At 74.6% G+C, this 23,290-nt stretch carries 17 protein-coding genes; 11 read left to right on the top strand and 6 right to left on the bottom strand.

The genetic code is table 11. The features are described 5' to 3' along the window. Window positions 1-156: 156 nt before the first annotated feature. From ACFYZ4_RS34825 to ACFYZ4_RS34810, 4 genes are read right to left on the bottom strand one after another with little or no spacing between them, the layout of a single operon-like run. Complete coding sequence (locus ACFYZ4_RS34825) at window positions 157-1,881, bottom strand: AMP-binding protein (protein ID WP_390785816.1); 1,725 nt, start codon at window positions 1,879-1,881, stop codon at window positions 157-159. Then, window positions 1,872-4,190: an ATP-binding protein gene (locus tag ACFYZ4_RS34820; RefSeq protein WP_390785815.1), complete on the bottom strand. Its 2,319-nt coding sequence runs from the start codon at window positions 4,188-4,190 to the stop codon at window positions 1,872-1,874. Before ACFYZ4_RS34820 ends, ACFYZ4_RS34825 begins: the two co-directional genes overlap by 10 nt. Then, on the bottom strand, window positions 4,187-6,970 hold the full coding sequence (locus ACFYZ4_RS34815; protein ID WP_390785814.1) for a BTAD domain-containing putative transcriptional regulator: 2,784 nt from the start codon (window positions 6,968-6,970) through the stop codon (window positions 4,187-4,189). The genes ACFYZ4_RS34820 and ACFYZ4_RS34815 overlap by 4 nt, the downstream gene beginning before the upstream one ends. Before the next feature lie 5 nt (window positions 6,971-6,975). Beyond that, on the bottom strand, window positions 6,976-7,980 hold the full coding sequence (locus ACFYZ4_RS34810; protein WP_351286998.1) for an AfsA-related hotdog domain-containing protein: 1,005 nt from the start codon (window positions 7,978-7,980) through the stop codon (window positions 6,976-6,978). A 250-nt stretch (window positions 7,981-8,230) separates the two neighbouring features. Between ACFYZ4_RS34810 and ACFYZ4_RS34805 the strand changes: the two genes are divergently transcribed. The 11 genes from ACFYZ4_RS34805 to ACFYZ4_RS34755 all read left to right on the top strand — a co-directional run bounded on the left by ACFYZ4_RS34805 (window position 8,231) and on the right by ACFYZ4_RS34755 (window position 20,300). Continuing rightward, window positions 8,231-9,613: an MFS transporter gene (locus ACFYZ4_RS34805; RefSeq protein WP_390785813.1), complete on the top strand. Its 1,383-nt coding sequence runs from the start codon at window positions 8,231-8,233 to the stop codon at window positions 9,611-9,613. A gap of 96 nt (window positions 9,614-9,709) precedes the next feature. Next, window positions 9,710-10,660, top strand: coding sequence for an AIR synthase-related protein (locus ACFYZ4_RS34800; protein ID WP_351287001.1), 951 nt, complete (start codon window positions 9,710-9,712; stop codon window positions 10,658-10,660). Between the two features lie 171 nt (window positions 10,661-10,831). After that, complete coding sequence (locus ACFYZ4_RS34795; RefSeq protein WP_390785812.1) at window positions 10,832-11,431, top strand: acyltransferase; 600 nt, start codon at window positions 10,832-10,834, stop codon at window positions 11,429-11,431. Window positions 11,432-11,838: 407 nt separating this feature from the next. Next, entirely contained in the window at window positions 11,839-13,008 is a 1,170-nt protein-coding gene (locus ACFYZ4_RS34790; RefSeq protein ID WP_390785811.1) for a hypothetical protein, read from the top strand. Next, complete coding sequence (locus ACFYZ4_RS34785) at window positions 13,005-13,775, top strand: WecB/TagA/CpsF family glycosyltransferase (RefSeq protein ID WP_351287005.1); 771 nt, start codon at window positions 13,005-13,007, stop codon at window positions 13,773-13,775. The genes ACFYZ4_RS34790 and ACFYZ4_RS34785 overlap by 4 nt, the downstream gene beginning before the upstream one ends. Further along, complete coding sequence (locus ACFYZ4_RS34780) at window positions 13,775-15,031, top strand: nucleotide sugar dehydrogenase (protein WP_390785810.1); 1,257 nt, start codon at window positions 13,775-13,777, stop codon at window positions 15,029-15,031. The genes ACFYZ4_RS34785 and ACFYZ4_RS34780 overlap by 1 nt, the downstream gene beginning before the upstream one ends. Window positions 15,032-15,035: 4 nt before the next feature. After that, window positions 15,036-16,178 carry a non-hydrolyzing UDP-N-acetylglucosamine 2-epimerase gene (gene wecB, locus ACFYZ4_RS34775; RefSeq protein ID WP_351287011.1) on the top strand — a complete coding sequence of 381 codons (1,143 nt, stop codon included), beginning with the start codon at window positions 15,036-15,038 and terminating at the stop codon, window positions 16,176-16,178. Window positions 16,179-16,200: 22 nt separating this feature from the next. After that, complete coding sequence (locus tag ACFYZ4_RS34770; protein ID WP_390785809.1) at window positions 16,201-16,959, top strand: chain length determinant protein; 759 nt, start codon at window positions 16,201-16,203, stop codon at window positions 16,957-16,959. After that, window positions 16,956-18,413 carry an oligosaccharide flippase family protein gene (locus ACFYZ4_RS34765; RefSeq protein ID WP_351287014.1) on the top strand — a complete coding sequence of 486 codons (1,458 nt, stop codon included), beginning with the start codon at window positions 16,956-16,958 and terminating at the stop codon, window positions 18,411-18,413. The genes ACFYZ4_RS34770 and ACFYZ4_RS34765 overlap by 4 nt, the downstream gene beginning before the upstream one ends. Further along, window positions 18,410-19,483, top strand: coding sequence for a hypothetical protein (locus ACFYZ4_RS34760; protein WP_390785808.1), 1,074 nt, complete (start codon window positions 18,410-18,412; stop codon window positions 19,481-19,483). Before ACFYZ4_RS34765 ends, ACFYZ4_RS34760 begins: the two co-directional genes overlap by 4 nt. A gap of 13 nt (window positions 19,484-19,496) precedes the next feature. After that, window positions 19,497-20,300 (top strand): glycosyltransferase family 2 protein, encoded by an 804-nt coding sequence (locus ACFYZ4_RS34755; protein WP_390785807.1) that lies wholly within the window; start codon window positions 19,497-19,499, stop codon window positions 20,298-20,300. Here ACFYZ4_RS34755 and ACFYZ4_RS34750 read toward each other — a convergent pair. Both ACFYZ4_RS34750 and ACFYZ4_RS34745 read right to left on the bottom strand, forming a co-directional pair. After that, complete coding sequence (locus ACFYZ4_RS34750; protein ID WP_390785806.1) at window positions 20,297-21,298, bottom strand: glycosyltransferase; 1,002 nt, start codon at window positions 21,296-21,298, stop codon at window positions 20,297-20,299. The genes ACFYZ4_RS34755 and ACFYZ4_RS34750 overlap by 4 nt on opposite strands. Beyond that, window positions 21,214-23,265, bottom strand: a complete 2,052-nt coding sequence (locus tag ACFYZ4_RS34745; RefSeq protein ID WP_390785805.1) for an O-antigen ligase family protein — start codon at window positions 23,263-23,265, stop codon at window positions 21,214-21,216. Before ACFYZ4_RS34745 ends, ACFYZ4_RS34750 begins: the two co-directional genes overlap by 85 nt. Window positions 23,266-23,290: the final 25 nt, after the last annotated feature.

The raw sequence follows: 23,290 nt of genomic DNA, 5'->3' as shown, positions 1-23,290 counted from the left end.
CCGAACACAACAAGCCTCCGCACTCCGACCCCTCGACACGTTCGGCGTCCGAGGAGACGCCCCGGCGCGCGCCCGGCCCCGGCACAACCGGCCCCCACCCCACCCCGCCCGAGCGGCGCAGCCGGCCGGACCCGTACGGTCCGGCGGTCCCAGTGGTCAGGGTGGGGATAGCCGTGGTGTGCCCGGGTGGAGGCGGGTCAGCCAGGTGCGGAGGGGGCCGCGTCGGATCCGGCCTCCCTCGTCGCGCGGCAGGGCGCCGACGATCTCCAGCCGCGTGGGCAGGAACGCCTCCGCGACGCCCAGCGAGACGAGGTGCTCGCGCAGTTCGGCCGGCCCCGGCGGCCGGTCCAGGGCGGTCGGGACCACGACGGCGCACGGCAGCTCCCCGTGCTCGGGGTCGGTGTAGGCGACGACCGCCGCCTCGCGCACCCGGGGGTGGGCCAGCAGCCCCTCCTCCACCTCGGCGACCGGGACCATGAAGATGGCGCCGGTCCGCGTGCCGGCCCGGGCCAGGACCCGTATCCCGCCGTGCCGGTCCGCCGTCGCCAGGTCACCCGTGTCGAGCCAGCCGTCCCGCCGCTCCCAGGTGGCCACCGGCGCCGGCGCGCCGTGCCGCCAGGTGGCCAGGCAGACCGACGGGCCCCGCACCTCCAGCGGCGAAGCCGCGTCCGCCGCCGACACCTCCAGCCCCCGCAGCGGGAGCGCGCCGTCACCACCCCGCGCGGTGTCGGAGAGCGCGCCCATGCCGAGTTCGGGCGCCCCCCACACGGAGAGCACCGGTACGCCGAACACCTCGCGGAGCTCGGCGGCGAGCGGCGCCGGGGTGCTGGTGCGGCCCCCCGACAGCACCAGCCGCAGCCGGTCCGTCTCCCGGCGGCGCCGGCGCTGCGCGGTGACCAGCTCGGACAGGTAGGCCGGCTCCGCGTAGACCTGGTCGACGCCGGCCTCGGCCATCAGGTCCAGGCACCGGCCCGGATCCCACACGTCCTGGAGGACCCCCGTGCCGCCGACCGCCAGAGGCCAGCACACGGTGTAGAGCAGTGAGGCCAGCGAGGTGAGCGGCAGCGTGCTGAGGAAGACCTCGCCGGGCCGCCGCCCCGGGCCGTCGGGTCCGCTCTGGGCCGAGATGTTGGCGTACAGGGTGTTGGGGGAGTGCAGTACCGAGGTGTACGCGTCCCGCAGGCCCATGACGCTGATCAGCAGCGCGGGCCGGTCGGCCTGCCCGCCGCGCGGCCGGCTGCGCAGGCCCGCCTCGGTGCGCTCGTGGGCGGTGCGCTGGAAGTACGCGGTGAAATCGACCGCTCCGGTCGCCGCCGCGTCCCCGAGGACGACCCGGTGGCGCAGCCACGGCAGGCGCCCGGCGAGGTCCGCGAGGGCCTCGGCGTGCGCGAAGCCCTCCCAGACGTCCGGCACCACGCAGATCCGGGCCCGGGTGCCGTCCAGGATCCGGTGGAGCCCGTGGGCCCGTACCGTCGGCAGTACAGGCACGGCGACCGCGCCGACCCGCAGACAGGCGAGGGTGAGGGCCGCGGTCTCCCACCAGTCGGGCAGCTGGAAGGCGACCGGATCGCCCGGGACGACGCCGAGCGAGGTCAGGGCGCCGGCGAACCGGTCGACGTACCGGGCGAGCTGGGCGTAGTCGAGGGTGACCCGGCGCAGGCCGGCGGGCCGGTGGGCGCGGTCCGAGACGATGGCGGGGCGCCCGGGCGCGCGGGCGGCCGTACGGTACAGGTCGTCGAGGAAGGTCTGCGGGCGCCACCAGCCCGCGGCCCGGAACCGCTCCGCGACCTCGGCGGGCGGGACCAGGTCCAGCGGGCGCGCCGGGCTGGGCCCGGGGCGCGTGCCCGCCGTGCCGCCCGCGGCGGGGCCGGTCAGGCCCATCGGCCCACCGCCCCGGCCACCTGCACGCGCGAACTGCACCCGAGGCGGCGCATCACGTGCCGGACATGATTGACCACGGTCCACTCGGAGATGTCCAGCTTGGCTGCTATCTGACGATTCGTCATGCCTTCGGAGACCAGCAGGGCCACCTGGACCTGCCGCGGGGTGAGCGACTGCGCCTCGGGGGCCGTCCCGGCCGCGGCGCGCCGCGAGGGCGCGGGCGCCGAAAGGGCCTCTGCCACCGCCGCGGGCACGGGCATCCGGACCCCCTCCGCCCAGGCCACGGCGAAGTCGGTCCAGCCGAGGCGCGCGCTCAGCTCCGTCCGGGCGCGCTCGGCCGCGGACCGCCACTCGTCCGGCACCTGCGCGCCCGTCTCGCCGCGCAGGGTGTCGGCCGCCGCCAGCAGCCGTACCGCACGCGGCTGCTGGGCGGGCGCGGTGCGGAGCAGCGCCAGGGAGAACTCCTCCAGCACGCCCGGCAGTTCGGTCCGCTCGCCGAAGGCCCCGTACAGCCGCAGGCTCTCCCGCAGCGCCCGGTCCGCCGCGTCCGCCTCGTCGCCCTCCAGGGCGAGCGCGGCCGCGGTCCGCAGGGCGCCCGCGAGCCCCCGCCCGTCGCGGATCCGCCGGAACGTCTCCACCGACCGGTCCAGCAGCTCCCGCGCCTTGCGCCGGTCGCCCTCGGCACGCAGGACGGCGGCGAGCGAGCCCGCCGCCTCGGCCGCGCCCCCGGTGACGCCCATCGACTCCAGCGCGTTGAGGGCGGTCACCAGGACGGCCCGCGCGCCCGCCGGATCGCCGGCCCGCAGCAGGGCCGCGCCGAGCCGGGCGGAGACGAGCGCGTTCTGCCGACGGTCGCCGACGCCCTTGCCCAGGGCCAGCGCGTGCCGGTGGCGGCGGACGGCCTCCTGCGGATCGCCCAGGGCGAGCGCGAACACGCCGGAGGTGTCGGCGAGCCGGGCCCGTACGGCCTCCGGCAGCGCCGGCCCGCCCGCCTCGGCGGTGTCGTCGCACCACTCCAGTCCCTCCCGCAGCCGCCCCTGCGCCAGCCACGGGAGGCGGCAGCCGAGCACCAGGGCGGCCGCCGTCTCGCTGTCGCCGCGCTCCCGCAGCCGGCGCAGGGCGCCGCACACATTGGCGCCCTCGGCCGCCAACTCCCGCAGCAATCGGTCCTGTTCGGTACCCAGCAGGCCCGGCTGCGCGGCGGTGACCAGCAGCCGGTAGCGCTCCGCGTGCGCGTCCAGCGCCGCACCCTCGCGGCCCGAATCCACCAGCTCGGTCCGGCAGTGGGACCGTACGGGCTCGGGCACGGCCAGCCGCAGTTCCCCCTGCTCCTCGCCCACCACGGCGAGCAGCCCGCGGTCCAGCAGGGTCTCGACGGCCGCCTCGGCCGACAGCCCGGCCGCCGACAGGCCGAAGCCCGGCTCGTACACCGAGAGCCGGCCCAGCAGCGCGCGGGCGCCCTCGTCCAGGCCGCGGCAGCTCCACTCGGCGAGCGCGGCGAGCGAGCGGTGCCGTTCGGGCGCGTTCGCCGGCCCGCCGGACAGGATGGTCGTACGGCCGCGCAGCCGCCCGGGCAGCAGGTGCGCGGGGAACAGCCGCAGCCGCCGCGCGGCGAGTTCGACGGCCAGCGGCAGGCCGCCCAGCAGCGTGCAGATCTCGGCGACGGCCCCGGCGTTCTCCAGGGTGAGGGCGAAGGAGGGGTCGGCGTCCCGGGCCCGGCGCACGAACAGCGCGACCGAGGCCGCCTCCTGCACCTCGGGCGGATCGGCGGCGCCGCCGGCCGGTCCCCGCCGGGGCCCCGGTACGGGCAGCGGCGCCAGCGGCAGCAGCTGCTCCCCGTACACCCCGAGCGGCTCCACGGCGGTGGCCAGCACCACCACGCGCGGATCGTCGGCGAGGGCCTCCGCGGCCGCGGCGGCGGCCGGGCGCGCCTCGTGGTCGCAGCCGTCGAGCACCACCAGGATCCGGCCGGCCGGGTCGTGCGGGCCGACCGGGTCGTGCGGCTCCGGCAGGTACGGGCGCGCGACCGCGGGGTCCAGGTGCTCCACCCGGGCGAACGCCCGGCCGGACTCCCCGCCGAACTCCCGGTCGGTCTCCCCGCCGAACCCCCCGCCGATCTCCGTGCCGATCTCCCGTACGACCTCCAGGGCCAGCCGGCTCTTGCCCACGCCGGCCCGCCCGGTCACCGTCACCAGCCGCACCGCCGGGTCCCGCAACCGCTCGCGCAGGGCGGCGACTTCGAGTGCGCGGCCGACGAGCTCCGGCACCGGACCCGGGGGGCGTCCGGTCGACCCCTGCCACCCGTTCATGTGCGGACCCCGGCCGGATGGATCCGCCAGAGCCCCGGACGGATCTCCACGGCACGCGTCGCCGCAGGGCCGAAACCGGAGCCGGAGCCGAAACCGGAACCGGAGCCGGAGTCCGCCCCCGGCCCGGACGGGCTGCTCAGCGCGCGCAGCGAGCGCAACGCGTACACCTCCAGCCGGTGGTCGCGCAGCGCGCCCGCCAGCTCCAGGCACTCGCCGAACCAGGCCCGGGCGGTCTCCGGCCCGTCCTGCGCCAGCGCCAGCAGCGCCCGCGCGCGGCTCGCCTCGTACCGGCCCCGCGTGCGGCCGGGCGCCGACAGGGCGGTGAGGGCGGGCTCCAGCAGGGCGGCGGCCTCCGCCGACTCCCCGGCGTCCAGGCGCAGTTCGGCCAGTCCCACCAGGGCGCGCGCCGCCTCCTCCTCGTCGTCCGCGGCCCGGGCCAGGGCCAGCGCCCCGGAGAACAGCTCGTGGGCCCGCTCCACCCGCCGGTACTGCCAGGCGAGATCGCCGAGCGAGCGCAGCATCCGCGCCTGGGCCGGCCGGTCCGCGCACCGCTCGGCGGCGTCCAGGGCCAGCGTGTAGGCGGCTTCGCCCTCGTCCTGCACCCCCGCGCCGGCCAGGGCGTCCGTCAGCTGCACCGTCAGCGCCCACAGTCCGGCCTCGTACGCGGTCCTGGCCAGGCGTACGAGCCCGCGCGCACCGGAGTCCGCCGCGTGACCGGGCTCCGCGGCGGCGACGTACGCCCGGCACACCCGCTCGGCCCCCGCGCGCACCGCCCCGGGCTCCTCCTCCAGGGCCAGCCGTTCCACCGCCAGCAGCCGCAGCAGCTCCGGAAGGTGCCAGCCCTCCCGGTCCACCGCCACCAGCCGCCCGTCGGCCAGGGCCTCCAGGGCCGCCGAGGCCTGCGGCCCGGTCAGGTCCAGCGCGGCGGCGGCCTGCACGGCGCCGAACCGGCCGGGGGGCAGCAGGGACAGCAGCCGGAAGGCCCGCCGCTGCTCTTCGGGGCACGCCGCGTACGCCTCCAGCAGGCGGGCCCGTACGTCGACGTCGCCGCTGCGCAGCGCGTCCAGGCGGCCGCTCTCCTCCCGCAGCCGCTCCGCCAGGGTGGCGGCCGACCAGTGCGGCCGGGCCGCGAGCTGCGCGGCCGCGGATCGCACGGCGAGCGGCAGCCGCCCGCACAGTTCGGCGATCTCGGCGACCGTGCCCGGATCGGGGGCGGGACCGGGATCGAGGACGGGAGTGCCGCCACGCGTCACCGCGCGGGTCCCGGCGCGCCCGGTGAACAGCCCGACGAGCCGCCTGGCCTCCTCGGGCCGCCACGGTCCGAGCACCACCGACCGCAGTCCGGGCAGCCCGGCGGGCACGCGGCGCGCGGTGAGCAGCACCACGGCGCCCCGCAGCGCGGGCAGCAGGGGCCGCACCTGGGCCTCGGAGGTGACGCCGTCCAGGACCACCAGCACCCGGGGGGCCGCCGAGGAGCCGTCCGCCGGGCCGGCGGGCCCGCCGGAGCCGCGCAGCAGCCGGTCCAGGGTCTGCGCCCGGTCCGCCGGCGGCCCGTCCGCCGGGGTGTCGGCGCCGTCCCGCAGGTCCACGAAGATCCGCCCGTCGGGGAAGGCGTCCGCCACCCGGTGCGCGGCCTCGACGGCGAGGGCCGTCTTGCCGGCGCCCGGCATGCCCGTGACGGCGACGCAGCCGCCCGCCGGGGCGCTGCGCAGCATCCGCTCCAGTGCGGTGAGTTCGTCGGCCCGGGCGGTGAAACAGGGGTCGGCGGCGGGCAGCGGCGCGCCGGACGCCGCGGGCAGGCCGCCCGCGGCGTCCCCCGCGCCGCTGCCCGACGCCCGCTCGCCGTAAGCGACTTCGGCCCCGGCCGCGGCATCGTGGGACGCGGCCAGGGCCGGTCCGGCGCCCGCCTCCTTCGTCCCCGCACCGGTCCCCGTGCCAGTCCCCGTCCCGGCCGCCGTCCTGGCCCTCGTCCTGGCCCTCGTCCCGGCCCCCGACCGCGACAGCGCGGGGTCGCCCTCCAGGATGCGCCGCTGGAGCCGGCTCGACGCCGGACCCGGCTCGATCCCGAGCTCCTCGACCAGGGTCTCGCGCAGCAGCGCGAACACCCGTAAGGCCTCGGCCTGCCGCCCGCACCGGTACAGCGCCACCATCAGATGGGTGTGGAACTCCTCGTGCATCCGGTGTTCGGCCACCAGCTCCTGGAGTTCGGCGACGAGTTCACGGTGCAGCCCGAGGTGGAGCTCGGCCCGGATGCGCTCGTCGAGCGCCGTCGTGCGCGCCTCCGCCAGGCGCACGGCCGCGCCCTCCAGTACGGGACCGTGCGGGGTGTCCGACAGCATCGGCCCGCGCCACAGCGCGAGCGCCCGCCGCTGCAGCTCGGCCGCGGCGGCGAAGTCGGCCGCCTGCAGGGCCTGGTGGCCGCGCCGGGACAGCTCCTCGAAGGCCGTGCTGTCGACCGCTTCCGGCCCGACCCGCAGCAGATAGCCCGGGCGCCGGGTGACCAGCGCCTCCCGGCCGTTCTCCGGATCGGCGCTCTGCAGGGTCTTGCGCAGGTGGGAGACGTACACCTGGAGCGTCGTCGTCGCGGTGCGCGGCGGCGCGTCCGGCCAGAGCTCGTCGATGAGGCTCTCCACCGACACGACCTCGTTCGCCCGGACCAGCAACGTGCCGAGGACGACCCGCAGTTTGGCGGCCTGCGGGGCGTACGAGGCCGACTGGCCGGTGTCCGTGGGGCCCGTACCGCCGGCGACCTCCAGCGGGCCCAGAATCCCGAAGCGCATGATGCTCAGTAGTCCTGCACCACGGAGGTACGGGCCTCGGCGACGGCCCGGCGGCGCTGCGTCAGGGTGAGCGTGACGGGGACGGTCGGCCGCCCCTCGTCGTCCCGTCCCAGCGGCCCGGCCACCGCCACGCAGCGCAGCGGCAGATCGCGCTCCGCCGGCCCGCGGAAGTGCACCTGGCAGGCGCCCAGCGTGCTGCGCGCCGGGTTGAGGCCGTGCGCGCGGCCCGAGGCGAGCAGCGAGGTCTGGCGCAGTGCCTCCATCAGGTGCAGACCGGAGTACTGGCCGTCCTCGCCGGTGAACACGGGGCTGACCCGGGTGGAGAGCAGCCAGGTGCTGAGCCGGCCGCGCGAGACGTCGGTCGGCTCGCTGATCACGATGTTCTCGGGGGCGTAGCGGCCCGCCTCGGCGGAGTCGACCGGGCGCAGCGGGCCGTCCGGGGCGTCGTCGAGCTCGGGCGCGGCCTGCAGGGCCTGCCGGGAGTGCTCCACGTGCTTGCGGTACAGCTTCGGCATGAGGAAGACCAGGCCGGCCGCGCCCGTCGCGCACGGGCGGCCGTCGATGGTGACCTGGAGGTGGAAGTCGAGACCGCGCGGGACCTCGGCCACCACGTTCGCCGGGCGGGCCGTGATGTGGGTGGCCAGCGGGACGGGGCCGGCGGCGCCCGCGTCCGTGCGCCAGGCGGAGAGGTCGGTGAAGTCGAGGGTGAAGCGGTAGAAGAGTCCGGGCCGGTCGTCCGGCACGCCGAAGTAGCGGTGCCCGACGAACTCGCCGATCTCGCGCACCGTCTCGGTGGCGATCTGCAGGTCGTGGAAGTGCCCCGGGCCGTCGTTGAAGAGCGGGTGAGTGACGGGAGTCGCGCCGACGAGGGTGAAGTGCTCCTCACCCAGGCTGGGTGCGTCCAGGGCGTAGTACGCCCGGGTGGGCGGACGGTGGATCAGGTGCTGGGTGCCCGCGGTCGCATGTCCATGGATGGTGGGGGGCGAGGTCGTGCCGTTGTCGACTGTCATGTCCCTCTCCTTCTCTGCAGCCATGGTGGAGCGGCGGTGGAGCGGGCAGCCACCCGGCGCCGGTGTCAGCAAGGTGCATGGCAGGAACTCGTCCCGCTCCGCGGGCCCCTGCGGGCCCCGGGGTTTTAGTGGCCTCCATGCGGCGGGATGCACTGTTCGTCCCGAGGCCCCGCCCTCCGGGACATCCCCCACCCCTTCGGGCGGGGCCTTCGTACCGTCGCTCTCCCCGATCCCGGAAGGGAGCCCCCCGATGGCCACCACGAGGTCCGCGCGCACCCCCCGCGCCGTGCCGGACGCCCCGCCCGCCCCCTCGGGATCGCCGGGCCGGCCGGCGGCCGGGCTGCCCGCCCGGCTTCGGTTCGGCTACGCCTCCGGTTCCCTCGTCACCGGTACCTTCACCACCCTCCCGGGCCTGCTCCTGCTCCCGTACCTCACGGACACCCTGGGCGTGGGCGCCGCGCTGGCCGGGGCGATCGTCTTCGTCCCCAAGGCGTGGGACGCGCTGCTCAACCCGCTGGTCGGGCGGGCCAGCGACCGCACCCGTACCCGCTGGGGCGCCCGCCGTCCGTACGTCCTCGGCGGCGGCCTCGTGATGGCCCTGGCCTTCGCGCTGACCTTCGCGGGCCCGCTGCCGGGCACCGCCGGTGCCTGGTTCACCGCGGCCGGCTACCTGCTCACCGCCACCGCGTTCGCCTTCTTCCAGGTGCCGTACGTCGCCATGCCCGCCGAGCTCGCCGACCGCGACCAGGACCGGATGCGGCTGGTCGGCGGGCGGGTCGCGGTCATCGGGGTGGCGGCCCTCGTCACCGGCGCCGCCGCGCCCGCCCTCGTCGACGCCGGTGGCGGTGGTCTCGCCGGGCACCGCTGGGTCGGCGTGTTCGGCGCGGCGGTCATCGCCCTGGGTACGCTCTGGGTGTTCGCCGGCACCTCCCGCGGCGGTCCGTCCGGCCCCGTCCTGGAGAGCGAGCCCAGCCTGCGCCGCCAGTTCGCGGCCGCCCGCGGCAACCCCTCCTTCACGGCGCTGCTGCGGTGCGCGGTCGTCCAGTCCGTCGCGACCGGGGTCCTCCTCGCGGGCGCGCCGTACTTCGCCGACCACGTCCTGCACGACTCCGCCGACGTCGGCCCCATGGTGGCCGCGTTCGTCGCCCCCAATCTGCTGACCCTCCCGCTCTGGTCACGGCTGCGCGGCCGCCGCGGCTACGCCCTCGCCTCCGCCCTCTTCGCCACCGGCTGCCTGCTCTTCCTCGCCGCCCCGCTGCTGCCCCCGGCGGCGGTGCTCGCCACCATGGCGCTCGCGGGCACCGGCCACGCGGGCCAGCTGCTCTTCCTGTACGCGATGCTGCCGGACTGCATCGCCCGGGACTCCGCCCGCACCGAGCGCCGCCAGGCGGGCGTCCTGTCCGGCCTGTTCGCCACGGCCGAGGGGCTGGGCGTCGCCCTCGGCCCCTTCCTCTACGGCCTCGTGCTCCAGGCGTCCGGCTACGTCTCCTCCGGCACCGGCCGCGCCGCCGAGCAGAGCGCGACCGCCGAACTCGGCATGCTGGCCGGCTTCGCGCTGCTCCCGGCCCTGGCCACCGCCGGCGCCGTCGTCCTGCTGCGCGGCTACGAACGTCCCGGCCGCCGCCCCTACTGACCCCTCATCCGTCGCCGTACGGCCGAAACGGGTATGCGGGGCCCCGTACGCGCAGGATGATGGGGCGATCATGACTCGCGGGCATCGGGGGATGGCGTGACGTACACACAGGGGTGGGACGCGGCCCAGGTCGGTTTCGGTCCGGGGGTACGGGCCCTGATCGAGGACGAGCTGCTGCCGGACCGGAGCGTCGTCGTCCGGACCGGCACGTACGTCGTCGACCCGCCCTTCTTCGGCAACGGCGACATCGGGCGGGTCGCCGTCTGCGGCGCCGTCAACGAACTGGCCGTCACCGGCGCCGAACCCCGGCACATCGCCCTCGGCATCGTGCTGGAGGCCGGGCTCCCGCTGGAGCTGGTGCGCAGGCTGACCGCCTCGGTGCGCTCCGCCGCCACCGAGGCCGGGGTCACGATCGCCGCCGTCGACACCCAGGTCGTCCGCGCCGGCGAGGCCGACCGGGTCTTCGTCACCGCGACCGCGTTCGGGGTGCTGGGCCCCGGCGCACCGGCCCTGGACCTCGACTCGGTCCGGCCGGGCGACCGCATCGTGGTGACCGGGCCGCTCGGCAGCCACGCCGCCCACCTGGTCTCCCTGCGCGACGGCCTCGGCTACGAGCACCACGTCCCCAGCGACTGCGCCCCGCTCGGCGGCATGCTGCGGGCGGTGGGCGCCGACATCCACCACGCCCGCACGGTGGTCGCGGGAGGTCTGGCGGAGGTGCTGCGCCAGTGCGCCGCGGGCCGCGGCCTGACGCTGTGCGTCGAGGAGGCCGCCCTGCCCGTACGGTACGAGGCCCGGGTGGCCCTCGGCGCCCGCGGCCTGGCTCCCCTGGACGCGGCCTGCGCGGGCTGCCTGTGCCTGTTCGTCCCGCCGGAGCACACCGGCCGGGTCCTGACGGCGCTGCGCGCCCACCCCCACGGCCGGCAGGCCGCCGTCGTCGGCGAGGTCACGGCCGACCCGATGGGCGACGTGGAGTTCCTGGCCCCCGACGGCCGCCTCCACACGCGCACCGTCCCGGCCGGCTCCGTCCCCGAACGCCTCCTCTGACCGTCCGGTGCGCAGGGTGTGAATCCGGCCAAATCCTGTGCAGAGGCGGTTGGTTGATCCACCCGCGGGGTGTCCCGTCGGCGCATATGCTCGGCTCGTACGGGCGTGCGTCCGTACGTCCGTATGCCCGCATGCCTCCGTATGCCTCGCGAACCGTAAGGGGACCGCGCCGTGAGTGTCCGCATCCAACCCTCCTCCCAGGTCGACGAGAGCGCCGAGCTCGGTGAGGGGACCACGATCTGGGATCTGGCGCAGATACGGGAGGAGGCCCGGCTCGGGCGCGGGTGCATCGTGGGGCGCGGGGCGTACGTCGGGCCCGGCGTACGCATCGGGGACCACGTGAAGCTCCAGAACTACGCGCTCGTGTACGAGCCCGCCGAACTCGGCGACGGGGTGTTCATCGGCCCGGCCGCCGTCCTCACCAACGACTTCTACCCGCGCGCGGTCGAGCCCGACGGCCGGCTCAAGCGCGACGGCGACTGGGAGCCCGCCGGGGTCGTGGTCGCCGAGGGGGCCTCGCTGGGGGCCCGTTCGGTGTGCGTGGCCGGGGTGCGGGTCGGGCGCTGGGCACTGGTGGCGGCCGGCGCCGTGGTGTCGAAGGACGTACCGGACTTCGCGCTCGTGGCGGGTGTGCCGGCGCGGCGGATCGGCTGGGTGGGCCGGGCGGGGGTCCGGCTCGTGGAGCGCGAGGGCGAGCCCGGCGTGTGGGAGTGCCCGCGCACCGGCGCGCTGCACGACGAGAAGGACGGCATGCTCCTGGAGCGAACCTGACGGAACGTCGGCAAACTGCGTCACCGGCATTTCCTCAAAACCGCAATCAACGAACATCCGTGGGCATACCTTGTCCCTGTATACGGGATCTGAGCACGCAACAGACTGTGCTCAGTGGGGGGTTGTAACACGACGAGGGCATCGCCGGCAGTGTGACGGCGGGCGCGCACACCACGCGCCCGGCTGCACTGTCGATCACGCATGCTCCAGTCCGAGGCATCGCTGGGGGGTCCAGACGCAGCCTCGGGACGGCTCGTGCCACCGGTGGGACGACACCGGCGGCACGGGTGTCGCCGTCACGCGCAATCCCCCTCCGAGGAGCGATCAGAGGGGGTAGGTGTCTTGATGCCGTACGGCTCGGACATACGGAGTGCGCGGAGCACCCGGGGAATCGGGGTGGGGACCCGATGACCAGCACACGATTAGCAGCACTGGCCGGCGAGGACCTGCCGCTGCACACACTCGCCGAACGGCTGCTCGCGCTGGCCGAGGCGGGACTTCCCGCGATGTACCTGCCGGGCGCCGACACCTTCGTCTTCACCAGGGCGGGAACGGTCTCGCCCGACGGCACCCGCCGCCTGGAACAGCGGGGGACCAGCACCCGGTACGCGGCCATCACCGCGCTGGGCGCCCGGTTCCTGCCCGAGGACCGCCAGCGCGCCCTGTTCGGCGGGCGCTCCGCCGGAGCGTTCGCCGGCCTGCTCGTGGAGCGGCTGCCGGGGGTGGTGAACCTCGGCGACGCGGCACTCGTCGCCTGGGCCGCCGCCGAGACCGGCCACCCGAAGCTGTCCGACGCCCTCGACCGGGTGGCGGAGCTGGACGTGCCCGGGCGGCCGCAGTACACGGTCGAGGCGGCCTGGGTGCTCTCCGCCCTCGCCGCCGCGCGCGGCACGGTGGACGTGGAGGACCGCCTCGCGGCCGCCCGCACCCGCCTGCTGGCGGCCAGGACGGGCGACAGCCCGCTCTTCCCGCACGCCACCGGGCCGGGGCTGGTCCCCGGATACCGCTCCCACGTGGCCTGCTTCGCCGACCAGACCTATCCGCTCCAGGCCCTGGCCCGGCTGCACGCGAGCGGCGACGACCCGGCCGCCCTCGCGGCCGCCGACGCCTGCGCCGCCCGCATCTGTGCCCTGCAGGGCGACGGCGGCCAGTGGTGGTGGCACTACGACGCCCGCCGCGGCGACGTCATCGAGGGCTACCCGGTCTACAGCGTGCACCAGCACGCCATGGCCCCGACCGCGCTGCTCGACCTGACCGAGGCGGGCGGCACCGACTTCGGTGCCGCCGTCCGCAAGGGACTGCGCTGGATGACCGACGTGCCCGAACTCGCCGGCCCCACCGGGAGCCCGCGGGAGCCGATGATCCGCGAGGACTACGGCGTCACCTGGCGCAAGGTCTACCGCGGCGACCCGAAGAAGGCCGTCCGTGCCGCCCGCGGGCTCACCACCCGGGTCGTGCCGGGCGCGCGCCTCGCCCCGCTGGACCGGATCTTCCGGCCCCTCGCGGTCGACCGCGAGTGCCGCCCGTACGAGTTCGGCTGGATGCTCTTCGCCTGGCTCGGGGAGCTGCCGAGATGACCCGGCGACCCGCCCTCTTCGGGATCGCACTCGATCCCCTGACCATGGACGAGACCGTGCAGCGCTGCCTCGACGCGGTGCGGCGCGGTGAACAGATCGAGATCGGCATGGTCAACGCCGCCAAGCTGGTCAACATGCGGCGCGACCCCCGCCTCGCCGCGGCGGTCGGCGGCTGCGACCTCGTCCTGGCCGACGGCCAGGCGGTGGTCTGGGCCGGCCGCGTCCTGGGCGTCCGGCTGCCCGAACGCGTCGCGGGCATCGACCTGTTCATGCGGCTGCTCGCGGCGGCCGAGGTGGCGGACATCCCCGTCTACCTGCTCGGCGCCGAACAGTCCGTGCTGGAGAAGATGCTCGGGCAGATCTCCGAACGCTTCCCGCGCCTGCGGGTCGCCGGAAGCCGCAACGGCTACTTCGACGACTCCGACCAGGAGCCGATCGCCGACGCCGTCGCGGACAGCGGCGCCCGGATGCTGTTCCTCGGGATGACCTCGCCCAAGAAGGAGATCTTCACCGCGGGCTACGGAAAGCGCACCGGCGCCCACGTGGTCCACGGGGTCGGCGGCTCCTTCGACATCCTCGCCGGGATCACCAAGCGGGCCCCCCTGGTCTGGCAGCGGATGGGACTCGAATGGTTCTACCGCACCCTCCAGGAGCCGCGCCGTCTCGGCAAGCGCTACCTCACCACCAATGCCGCCTTCCTGGCCATGACGGTCCGGGAACTCATCCACCGCACACCGTCTGCCGGTTCCGCGAACAGGAGTCACTGATGCGCGTCGTCGTCGTGGGACAGGGATACGTCGGACTGCCGCTGGCCATCCGGGCCGCCGAGGTCGGACACCAGGTGATCGGGTACGACGTGGACGCGCGGCGGGTCAAGAGCCTCGCCGCCGGCGAATCGTACGTGGAGGACGTCTCCTCCGAACGGCTGGCCCGGGCGCTGGCCAACGGCACCTACCGCCCGAGCGAACTGGCCCGGGACTGCGGCGGCTTCGACGTCGCCGTCGTCACCGTGCCCACCCCCTTACAGGACGGGGCCCCCGACCTGCGCTACATCGAGGAGTCGGCCCACACCCTGGCCCGCTTCCTTAGGCCGGGCGCGACCGTCGTCCTGGAGTCCACCACCTACCCGGGCACCACCGAGGAGCTGTTCGCGCCGATCCTGGAGGACGGCTCCGGACTCACCGCCGGCGAGGACTTCCACCTCGGCTACAGCCCCGAGCGCATCGACCCGGGCAACACCGTCTGGGGCTTCCAGCAGACCCCCAAGGTGGTCTCCGGAGTCGACGCCCGGTCCCTCAAGGCCGTCGAGGCCTTCTACGGGGACCTCGTCGACACCACGGTCCCGGTCCGCTCGCCCAAGGAGGCCGAGCTGGCGAAACTGCTGGAGAACACCTTCCGGCACGTGAACATTGCGCTGGTCAACGAGATAGCGATGTTCGCCCGCCACCTCGACATCGACGTCTGGCAGGCCATCGAGGCGGCCTCCAGCAAGCCCTTCGGCTTCATGAAGTTCACCCCCGGCCCGGGCGTCGGCGGCCACTGCCTGCCCATCGACCCGTCCTACCTGAACTGGCGGGTGCAGCGCGAACTCGGCCAGAACTTCCGCTTCGTCGAACTCGCCAACGACATCAACAACCACATGCCCGAGTACGTGACGCGCCGGGTGATCGACGCCCTCAACGCCAAACGCCGCTCGGTCAACGGCTCCAAGATCCTGCTGCTGGGCCTCGCGTACAAGAAGAACACCGGCGACGCCCGGGAGTCGCCCGCCGTCCGCATCGCCCAGCTGCTCCTCGACATGGGGGCCAAGGTCCGCGCGGCCGACCCCCACGTGGTGGAGAGCATCAAGGTCGACGCCCGGCTCGTGCGCGTCGAACCGACCCGCAAGGAGCTGGCCGCCGCCGACGTGGTCGTCCTGCTCACCGACCACGACTCCTTCGACTACACGATGGTGACCGAGCACGCCTCCTTCGTCCTCGACTGCCGCAACCGGGTCTCCGGACCCACGGTGGAGGTGCTCTGAACCCATGACCAGGATCGTCTGCGTGGCCGGTGCCCGGCCCAACTACATGAAGATCAAACCGGTGATGGACGCACTGGAGCGCCGCGGCGCCGAGGTGATCCTCGTCCACACCGGACAGCACTACGACGAGTCCATGAACGACGTGTTCTTCCGCGACCTCGGCATCCGCCCGCCCGACCGCTACCTGGGCGCCGGATCCGGCACCCACGCCCAGCAGACCGGGCGGGTGATGGCCGCCTTCGAGCCGCTGCTCGACGAACTGGCCCCGGACGCCGTCGTGGTGGTCGGCGACATCAACTCCACCCTCGCCTGCGCCCTGGTCACCGCGAAGGCCGGCCCGCTGCTGGCCCACGTGGAGTCCGGGCTGCGCAGCCGGGACTGGAGCATGCCGGAGGAGGTCAACCGGGTCGCCACCGACCGGCTCAGCGACTACCTGCTGGCCCCCTCGCCCGACGCGGCCGCGAACCTGCGGGCGGAGGGCTACCGGGAGGACCAGATCCACGTCGTCGGCAACGTCATGATCGACACCCTCCTCGCCAATCTGGACCGCGCCAGGACCTCGGACGTCCTGGACCGGTACGGACTCACCCGCGGCGGATACGGCCTGGTCACCCTGCACCGGCCGGCCAACGTCGACGACCCCGGCGCCCTGCGCGGCCTGCTCAAGGCCCTGGGCGAGATCGCCGACCGCTGTCCGCTGCTGCTGCCCGTGCACCCGCGGGCCGCGGAGCGGCTCGCCGAACTGGGCGTGCCCGGCGGCATCCGGCTCGTACCGGCCGCCGGATACCTCGACTTCATCGCCCTGCAGGACTCCGCCCGCCTGGTGCTCACCGACTCCGGTGGCGTCCAGGAGGAGACCACCGCCCTGGGCGTGCCCTGTGTGACCCTCCGGGAGAACACCGAGCGCCCCATCACCGTCGAGGAGGGCACCAACGTGCTCGCGGGCACGGATCCGGACCGCATCACGGCCACCGTGCACCGGGTGCTCGACCACCCGCCCGCACCGCGCTGCCCCGCACTCTGGGACGGCCGGGCGAGCGAGCGCATCGCCGCGGTCCTGCTCGACGGCCCGCCCGCGCACACCCGGCCGCGCCCGACCGACCTCGTACCGCGCGGGGCGGCCACCGATCGACAGCACGTGCTGTAAACGCAATTCGAAGGGGAAGACCATGGATCTCGCGGAGATCTGGCGGGTCATGCGCAGACGCTGGTACGTGCTGCTGCCCGGACTGCTGATCACGGCGGCGCTCACCGCCGCCGTGTACCTGCTGGTCCCGGTGGAGTACCGCTCGCAGAGCACGGTGACGCTGCTGAACTCGAAGAAGGCCACGGTGGCCTTCGACGGCAACCCCTTCCTGAGCACCCAGGCCTCGCTCACCGGGATGGCCGACGGCCTGGCCCGCAACCTCAACTCCGACGGCGCCAAGGCCGACCTGAAGTCCCTGGGCGTCACCGGGGTGCACGAGGCGAAGATCGCCGACAACGCGCTCGGCCCCTACATGTGGCTGAGCGTCGTCGGGACCGACCCGGCCGCCGTGCTGAAGTCGGACGAGATCCTCACCACCTACGCGGAGAAGCGGCTGCTGGAGTTCCAGAGCCAGCAGTCGGTGGCTCCCGACGCCATGATCCGGATGTCGACGATCGTGCCTCCCCAGAAGCCGGAGGCACAGACCAAGGCAAGGCTCCAGTTCCTGGTCATGGCAGGCGCGCTGGGATTCGTACTCAGCCTGGTGGCCACCTTCTTCGTGGAGGCCCGCAAGCGGCAGCGGTCGTCGCCCGGCAGGCACCGGCCCGCCCCCGGCGACGGCGGCGAGCCCGGCGCACCGGCCGCGGAGGACGCCGGTGACCCGACGGCCACCCTGCGCATGACCGTCGCCCACCCGGCCGGCTCCGGCGCGACCGGCTCCCGTACGGGCGGCTCGCCGTGACCGCCGCCGGAACGGACACCGAGACCGCCCCGGCGGCACCGTCGCTCGGGCGCAAGGTGGGCTCCGCCGCCCGGTGGAGCCTGATCAACACCGTGGTCATGCGCCTCGGCAACTTCGCGACCGGGATCATCCTGGCCCGCTTCTTCCTCGGGCCCGAGGCCTGGGGCGTGTACGGGATCGCGCAGACGGTGCTGCTGGTCCTGCTCTCCGCGAACGAGCTCGGCGTCTCGCTCGCGATCATCCGCTGGGAGGACGACCCGCGCCGCTTCGCCCCGACCGTCCTCACCCTGAGCGCCCTGTCCAGCGGCCTGCTGTACGTGGTGCTGTTCGCGGTGGCCCCCGCGGTGGCCGGCGTACTCGGCTCGCCCGAGGCCTCCGGCGTGCTGCGGGTCATGTGCCTGGTCGTGGTTCTCGACGGCCTCTCCCAGGTGCCCGCGGGCTTCCTCACCCGGGCGTTCGCACAGGGCCGGCGGATGGCCGTCGACGCCGTCAACTTCGTGCTCAGCACCACGGTGACCCTGCTGCTGGCCGTCCAGGGCTGGGGCGCGATGAGCTTCGCCTGGGGCGCTGTCGTCGGCAGCGCGGGCGCGCTCATCGGCTGCTGCCTCGCGGCCCCCGGCACCCTGCGGTTCGGCTGGGACGGGGAACAGGCCCGGGCCCTGCTCCGCTTCGGGCTGCCGCTCGCCGGGGCCAGCCTGCTCGCCCTCGGTGTCGCCAACGTGCCGCCCATGGTGGTGGGTTCGACCCTGGACCAGCTGGCCCTCGGCTTCTACGTGCTCGCGTTCAACATCTCCGGCTGGCCCGTACGGATCGTCTCCGAGGCGGCCCGCCGGGTCTCCTTCGCCGGCTTCTCCCGGCTGGCCGAGTCCCCGAAGGCGCTGGCCGACGGATTCGGCCGCGCCCTCGCCGTCCTGGTGACGGTCACCGTCCCGCTCTGCGTGCTGCTGGCCGGCCTCGCCGGACCGATCGTCGAGCTCGTCTACGGCGAACGCTGGGGGCCCGCCGCCCGCGCACTGCCCTGGCTGATGGCACTCGGCCTGATCCGCATCGGCTGCGAACTCGCCTACGACTGCCTGGTGGCCATCGGCCGGCGCCGCTCGCTGATCGCCGTCCAGGGCATATGGCTCCTCCTCCTGATCCCGGTCCTCGTGGCGGGCGCCCGCACCGGGGGGATCGCGGGGGTGGCGCAGGGCCAGGTCCTGGTCGCCGCGGTCGTCGTGGTGCCGGTGTACCTGGTCGCCCTGCACCGCGGCGGCATCCCGTTCGCCGGCATCGTCCGCGCCTGTGCCTGGCCGTTCCTCGGCGGGGTGGTGATGGCGGCGGTGGTCCTCGGCCTGGAGCGGTACCTCGGCTCCGGTGTGCTCGCACTCCTGGCGACTTCGCTCGCCGCCACGCTCGTCTACGGTCTGTGCGTCCTGCCCAGCCGTTCGTTACTGCGGGGGCATGCGGCGTGACACAGCACCGAAGGCGTCTGGGGGCCTGGCTGCTCGCCGGGGTCGTACTGGCCGTCGTACTGACCCTCTACCAGGCGGACCGCACCGGCGTGAGCGATCCCGCGGCCGCGCCGCCGCCCGCCACACCGACCGCCGCACCCTCCGGTACGGCCACCCCGGCACCCACCATCACGCCGAGCCCCTCGGCCACCCCCTCCCCGACGCCCTCACCGGGGACGGCCGAACCCTCGCCCTCCGGCCCCGCCGCCTCCTGTACCTCGCCCGGAGCCTGCGGATTCCCCGACGAGAACAACACCGGCCCGCGCATCGCACTGGAACGGCACGACACGGGCAACATGTCGGTGAAGAAGGACGGCACGGTCATCAAGGGCTGGGACATCCGCGGCTCGCTCGACATCTACGCCAACGACGTCACCGTCATCGACAGCAGGATCACCTCCACCAACTGGTGGGGGATCAACCTGCGCCCCGGCTTCAGCGGACTGAAGGTCCTGCACACCACCATCACCGCCGTGCCGGGCAAGGGCCCCGACAACGGCGGTGTGAACTACGCCGTCTCCAACATGGGCGGCAGCTCCATCGAGGTCGGCTGGTGCGACATCTCGGTCTTCGGCAACGCCCTGTCCATGGGACAGGGCGACCTGCACGACAACTACGTGCACGACCTCGTCGCCTTCCGCAACCAGGGCGGCGAATGGCAGCACACCGACGCCGTCATCAGCGGCGGCGGCAACAAGGGCCGGCTGATCCTGCGCCACAACACCCTGCTGAACTCCACCCCGGTGGACCGCGGAGCCACCGCGGCCGTCGGCCTGTTCGCCGACACCGGGGTCGTCTCCTCCGTCGTCGTCGACGGCAACTGGCTGGCCGGGGGAGCGTACGCGCTCTACGGCGGCGGCCCGGGCGCCACCGGCATCCAGGTCACCGACAACGTCTTCTCCACCCAGTACCACCCGGCCGCCGGAGCCTACGGCCCGGTCGCCGCCTGGAACGCGGGCGGTGCCGGCAACGTGTGGAAGGGCAACCGCATGTCCGACGGCCGGCCCGTCACCCCCGAACCAACCGGCTGAGGACGGAGAGTTCATGATGCGCCGCATCGCGCGGGCCCCCTGGGAACTGCTCAAGCGGGCCTTCGGCTGGCTGGTGCTCTTCGAGGCCAGGAACAAGCTCCTGCTGGCCCCCTCCGCCCTGCGGCTGCGGCGTTTCGAGGACGCCGAGACCATCCGCCTCGCCGCCGTCCTGGGCCGCCCCCCGGCCGCCCTGGTCGCCACGGTGATCGCCACCCACCGGCGCCCCGAGGCGCTGCGCGCGGCGGTCCGCTCGGCGCTCGGGCAGACCGTCACCGACCAGGTGGTCATCGTCGTCGACGACGGCGCCGGCCTGCCCGAACTCCCCGCGGATCCGCGGCTGTTCGCGGTGTCGCTGGCGCGCAACACGGCGACCGCCGGAGTCGTGCGCAACGTGGGGATCCGGCTGACCGGCTCGCGCTACGTGGCCTTCCTCGACGACGACAACCTGTGGGAGCCCGACCACCTGGAGCAGGCCCTCGCGGTACTGGAACCCGCCGGCGGCCCCGACGCCGTCTACACGGCGCTGCGCAGGGTGCTGCCCGACGGCACCGAACGGGACGTCCTGTCGGTGCCCTTCGACCGCCGCCGCGCCGCCCACGAGGCCTTCCTGGACACCAACGCCTTCGTGGCGCGCCGCACCCGGTCCCTGTACTTCAGCCGGCTGCGGCGCACCCCCGAGGTGCTGCCCCGCGAGGACTGGGAGCTCGTCCGCCGCTACGCCCGCCGCCACGAGGTGCGCCACCTGCCCCGCCCCACGGTCCGCTACCTCGTCAACCCGGACAGCTTCTACACCGCCTGGGACGGCCAGACCCCTTAGGGGCCGGGGGTGGCGCGCAGCGCGGACGGGCTGGCCAGGGCGCGGGCGGCCGCCAGGCTGGCGGGGCGGCCGAGGACCGCCCGCGAGGACTCCCGCAGCAGGACCGCCGCCCGGAAGGCGGCCGTCGCCGCGGCCCCGTGCCGGCGCCCGTAGAGCCTCACCCGGTTGAGCGTCAGCAGGGTCCACAGGCGCGGCGAGACCTGCGAGTCCCCGCCGAGATGTGTGGCCGAGGCCGCCGGCTCCAGCCGCGTGACGTAACCGCGGTCCCGGGCCCGCAGGCAGTACTCGGTCTCCTCCGAGTACAGGAAGAAGGACTCGTCCCAGGCCCCGCAGGCGTCCAGGCACTCCCGGGACAAGGCCATCAGCGCGCCGGTGGCCCAGTCCGCGACCGTCGCCCGCTCGTACGCGGCCGGGTCGGTGACCAGCTCGCTCCAGCGCGGGAACCGCCCCGCCCGGCGGTTGCCCATCACCGCCTCGCCGAGCGCCCGGGTCACGCGTGACTCGCGGCGCAGCGAGTGCAGCAGCGTGCGGCCGTCCTCCTCGTACAGCAGCGGGACGCTGATCCCGACCCGGCCGCCGCCGTGCGCCGGGGCGCCGAGCGCGTCCAGGAGCAGCGCGGCGCAGCCCCGGCGCATCCGGACGTCCGGGTTGCACACCAGGGCCGCCCGGAAGCCGCCCTCCCATGCGGCGGCGGCCCCGAGGGCGGCGTTCACCCCGGCCGCGTACCCGGCGTTGCGGCCGGTCTGGACGACCGTCGCCTCCGGGAGCAGGGAGCCGATCAGGTCCACGGTGTCGTCGGCCGAGTCGTTGTCGGCGACGACCAGGCGCCAGTCGAGCCCGGCCATGCCCTCCGGCAGTGAGGCGAGGAACTCCGGCAGCACCGCGGCGCTGTTCCAGGTGACGACGACGACGGCTACCGGACCGGAGCCGGTGTCGGAGCCGGAGCCGGCGTCGGGGCCGGGGAGGGGCCGAGGGAAGACGGGGCGGCGGGAAGACATGGGAACTCCACGGATCGGGGCTTCGGCGCCGCGCGCCGGATGAAGCCGAGGTAGCTGCCTCCGGCGGCGATCGTCAGGAAGAACATCCCGGCGAACATCGGGAAGCTGAGTGCGTCGAAAGTGGCGCTGACGACCAGGGCGACGACGGCGGAGGCGAAGAACGCCTGCCCGAGCTCCCGGTCGGACTCGCCGACGGCCAGCCGGCGGATCGCCCCGCCCTGGTGGATGCCGGTGAAGAAGAGGAACAGGAGCGCGAACAGCCCCAGGAAGCCCATCTCGGCGAGGGTCAGCATGTACTGGTTGTCGGTGAAGAAGTACAGCTCGGGAATGAAGGTGCCCAGGCCCCGTCCGACGAACGGGCGCTCGTCCAGGTAGGGGACGATCGCGCTGTACTTGACCGTACGGGCCTGGGTACTGCTGTCGGAGTTCGTCAGGAAGGACGCGAACAGCGCGGTGATGGTGCCGATCAGCCCGGGGATGATGACCTTGAAGCAGGCCACCGCGCCCAGCAGCACACCGATCGCGCTCCACCTGCGCTGCGGCTTCCAGCGCGGCACCATCACCAGGATCACGAGCAGCGCCCCGATGATCGAGGTGCGCGACACGGTCAGCGGCAGCGCCCCGCCCATCAGCACCACCGGCCCCCAGCGGCGCCACGCCCGCAGGTGCCTCCGTACCGGATCGAAGGCCTGCTGCACGGCGAAGGGCAGCAGCAGCGCCAGCATCCCGCCGAACTCCAGCGGCTGCGCCGTGGTGGACCGGGGCCGGGTGAACGCCCCGCGGTCCAGGGTCGCGATCTGCGGGACGCTCGACTGCAGCCCGGGGATGCTGATGCTGTCGGCGATGTTGGTCGCGGTGAAGAAGTCGTAGAACCCGACGGCGGCCACGATCGTCCCCATCACCACCGCCCGGCGCAGCAGCACGTCCAGGCGCGCGCGGTCCTGGATGCCGGCGGAGACCAGCACCACCAGCGACACCCACACCAGCAGGGCGATCAGGCCGCGGTCCGCGCCGAGCAGCTCCTTGCGCACGCTCCCGCGGCCCGCGTTCGCGACGTAGGAGGCCAGCACCGAGACGGTCAGCAGCCACATGGCCACCCGCGGCAGCCGGGTCCCGGGAGCCGGCCGGATCCGGCCGGTGAGCCAGGTCGCCAGGTACCAGAACAGGGCCAGCAGGGCGAACACGTTGGCCGGGGTGCCCACCCCGCCCAGGCCCGGCAGCGTCAGGTTCGACGGGATGAAGAAGGCCAGTGCCATGTACCCGGTGAGGAGCGCGGTGGCGTCCACGTGGCGGCCCCGGGACCGGCGGCGGCCGGCCTTCCCGCGCGCGGCGGCGTCGGCCGCGCTCTCGCGCCTGCGGCGGCGGGCCGTCAGCAGGGCGTCCGCGACGAAGGAGAGGGTGAACCCGCCGCCTGCGCCGAGGATGAGGACCCCCAGCACCTGCTGGTAGCGGCTCTTGAGCTGCGGCACCGGGGTCTGCGGCAGCACCACCGGCGCGGTCTGCACCATGTACGCGGGCTGCACCTTGGCGGCCGCCTGGAGCGCGTTGAGCTGCTCACCGGCGAAAGCCGTCAGCGTGTTGGTCTCCTCCAGTACCCTTCCCCGGTCGGTGCCCGTGACCGTCATCGTCAGCAGCGGGCCCGAGGTGTTCGCGGCGAAGCCGACCGTGTACGGATCGGTCACGCCCAGGCTGTGCAGGTCGCGGGCGGCGTCGGCCCCGGACAGCGTCCTGATCAGCACGTCCGCCGTCACGACCAGGGTGCCGCCCGCATTGGATATGGGATTGCCGAAGGCGGGCGGCAGCTGCGAGGCCGCGTTGGAGTCGAGCAGCGCCACCGAGCTCTGCGACTGGTACGCCACCGGCACCGACCGGTACAGGTGGAGCGCCGCCAGGATGCTGAGCAGGATCGCCGGCACGATCACGTACCAGCGCCGGCGCAGCACCGCGCCCATTTCATGAATGCTCACGAACACCCCTGCCGGGTAGCGGATT

Source organism: Streptomyces sp. NPDC001513, assembly GCF_042894695.1.
Lineage (GTDB): Bacteria > Actinomycetota > Actinomycetes > Streptomycetales > Streptomycetaceae > Streptomyces.
The sequence above is the reverse complement of the archived record's forward strand: the minus strand, read 5'-3'. Positions and strand labels throughout refer to the sequence as shown.

Bases quoted from the DNA above. Each gene is read 5' to 3' on its own strand.
- ACFYZ4_RS34825 (WP_390785816.1), bottom strand. From the start codon at position 1,881: ATGGGCCTGACCGGCCCCGCCGCGGGCGGCACGGCGGGCACGCGCCCC.
- ACFYZ4_RS34820 (WP_390785815.1), bottom strand. From the start codon at position 4,190: ATGAACGGGTGGCAGGGGTCGACCGGACGCCCCCCGGGTCCGGTGCCG.
- ACFYZ4_RS34815 (WP_390785814.1), bottom strand. From the start codon at position 6,970: ATGCGCTTCGGGATTCTGGGCCCGCTGGAGGTCGCCGGCGGTACGGGC.
- ACFYZ4_RS34810 (WP_351286998.1), bottom strand. From the start codon at position 7,980: ATGACAGTCGACAACGGCACGACCTCGCCCCCCACCATCCATGGACAT.
- ACFYZ4_RS34805 (WP_390785813.1), top strand. From the start codon at position 8,231: ATGGCCACCACGAGGTCCGCGCGCACCCCCCGCGCCGTGCCGGACGCC.
- ACFYZ4_RS34790 (WP_390785811.1), top strand. From the start codon at position 11,839: ATGACCAGCACACGATTAGCAGCACTGGCCGGCGAGGACCTGCCGCTG.
- ACFYZ4_RS34785 (WP_351287005.1), top strand. From the start codon at position 13,005: ATGACCCGGCGACCCGCCCTCTTCGGGATCGCACTCGATCCCCTGACC.
- ACFYZ4_RS34780 (WP_390785810.1), top strand. From the start codon at position 13,775: ATGCGCGTCGTCGTCGTGGGACAGGGATACGTCGGACTGCCGCTGGCC.
- wecB (WP_351287011.1), top strand. From the start codon at position 15,036: ATGACCAGGATCGTCTGCGTGGCCGGTGCCCGGCCCAACTACATGAAG.
- ACFYZ4_RS34770 (WP_390785809.1), top strand. From the start codon at position 16,201: ATGGATCTCGCGGAGATCTGGCGGGTCATGCGCAGACGCTGGTACGTG.
- ACFYZ4_RS34755 (WP_390785807.1), top strand. From the start codon at position 19,497: ATGATGCGCCGCATCGCGCGGGCCCCCTGGGAACTGCTCAAGCGGGCC.
- ACFYZ4_RS34750 (WP_390785806.1), bottom strand. From the start codon at position 21,298: ATGTCTTCCCGCCGCCCCGTCTTCCCTCGGCCCCTCCCCGGCCCCGAC.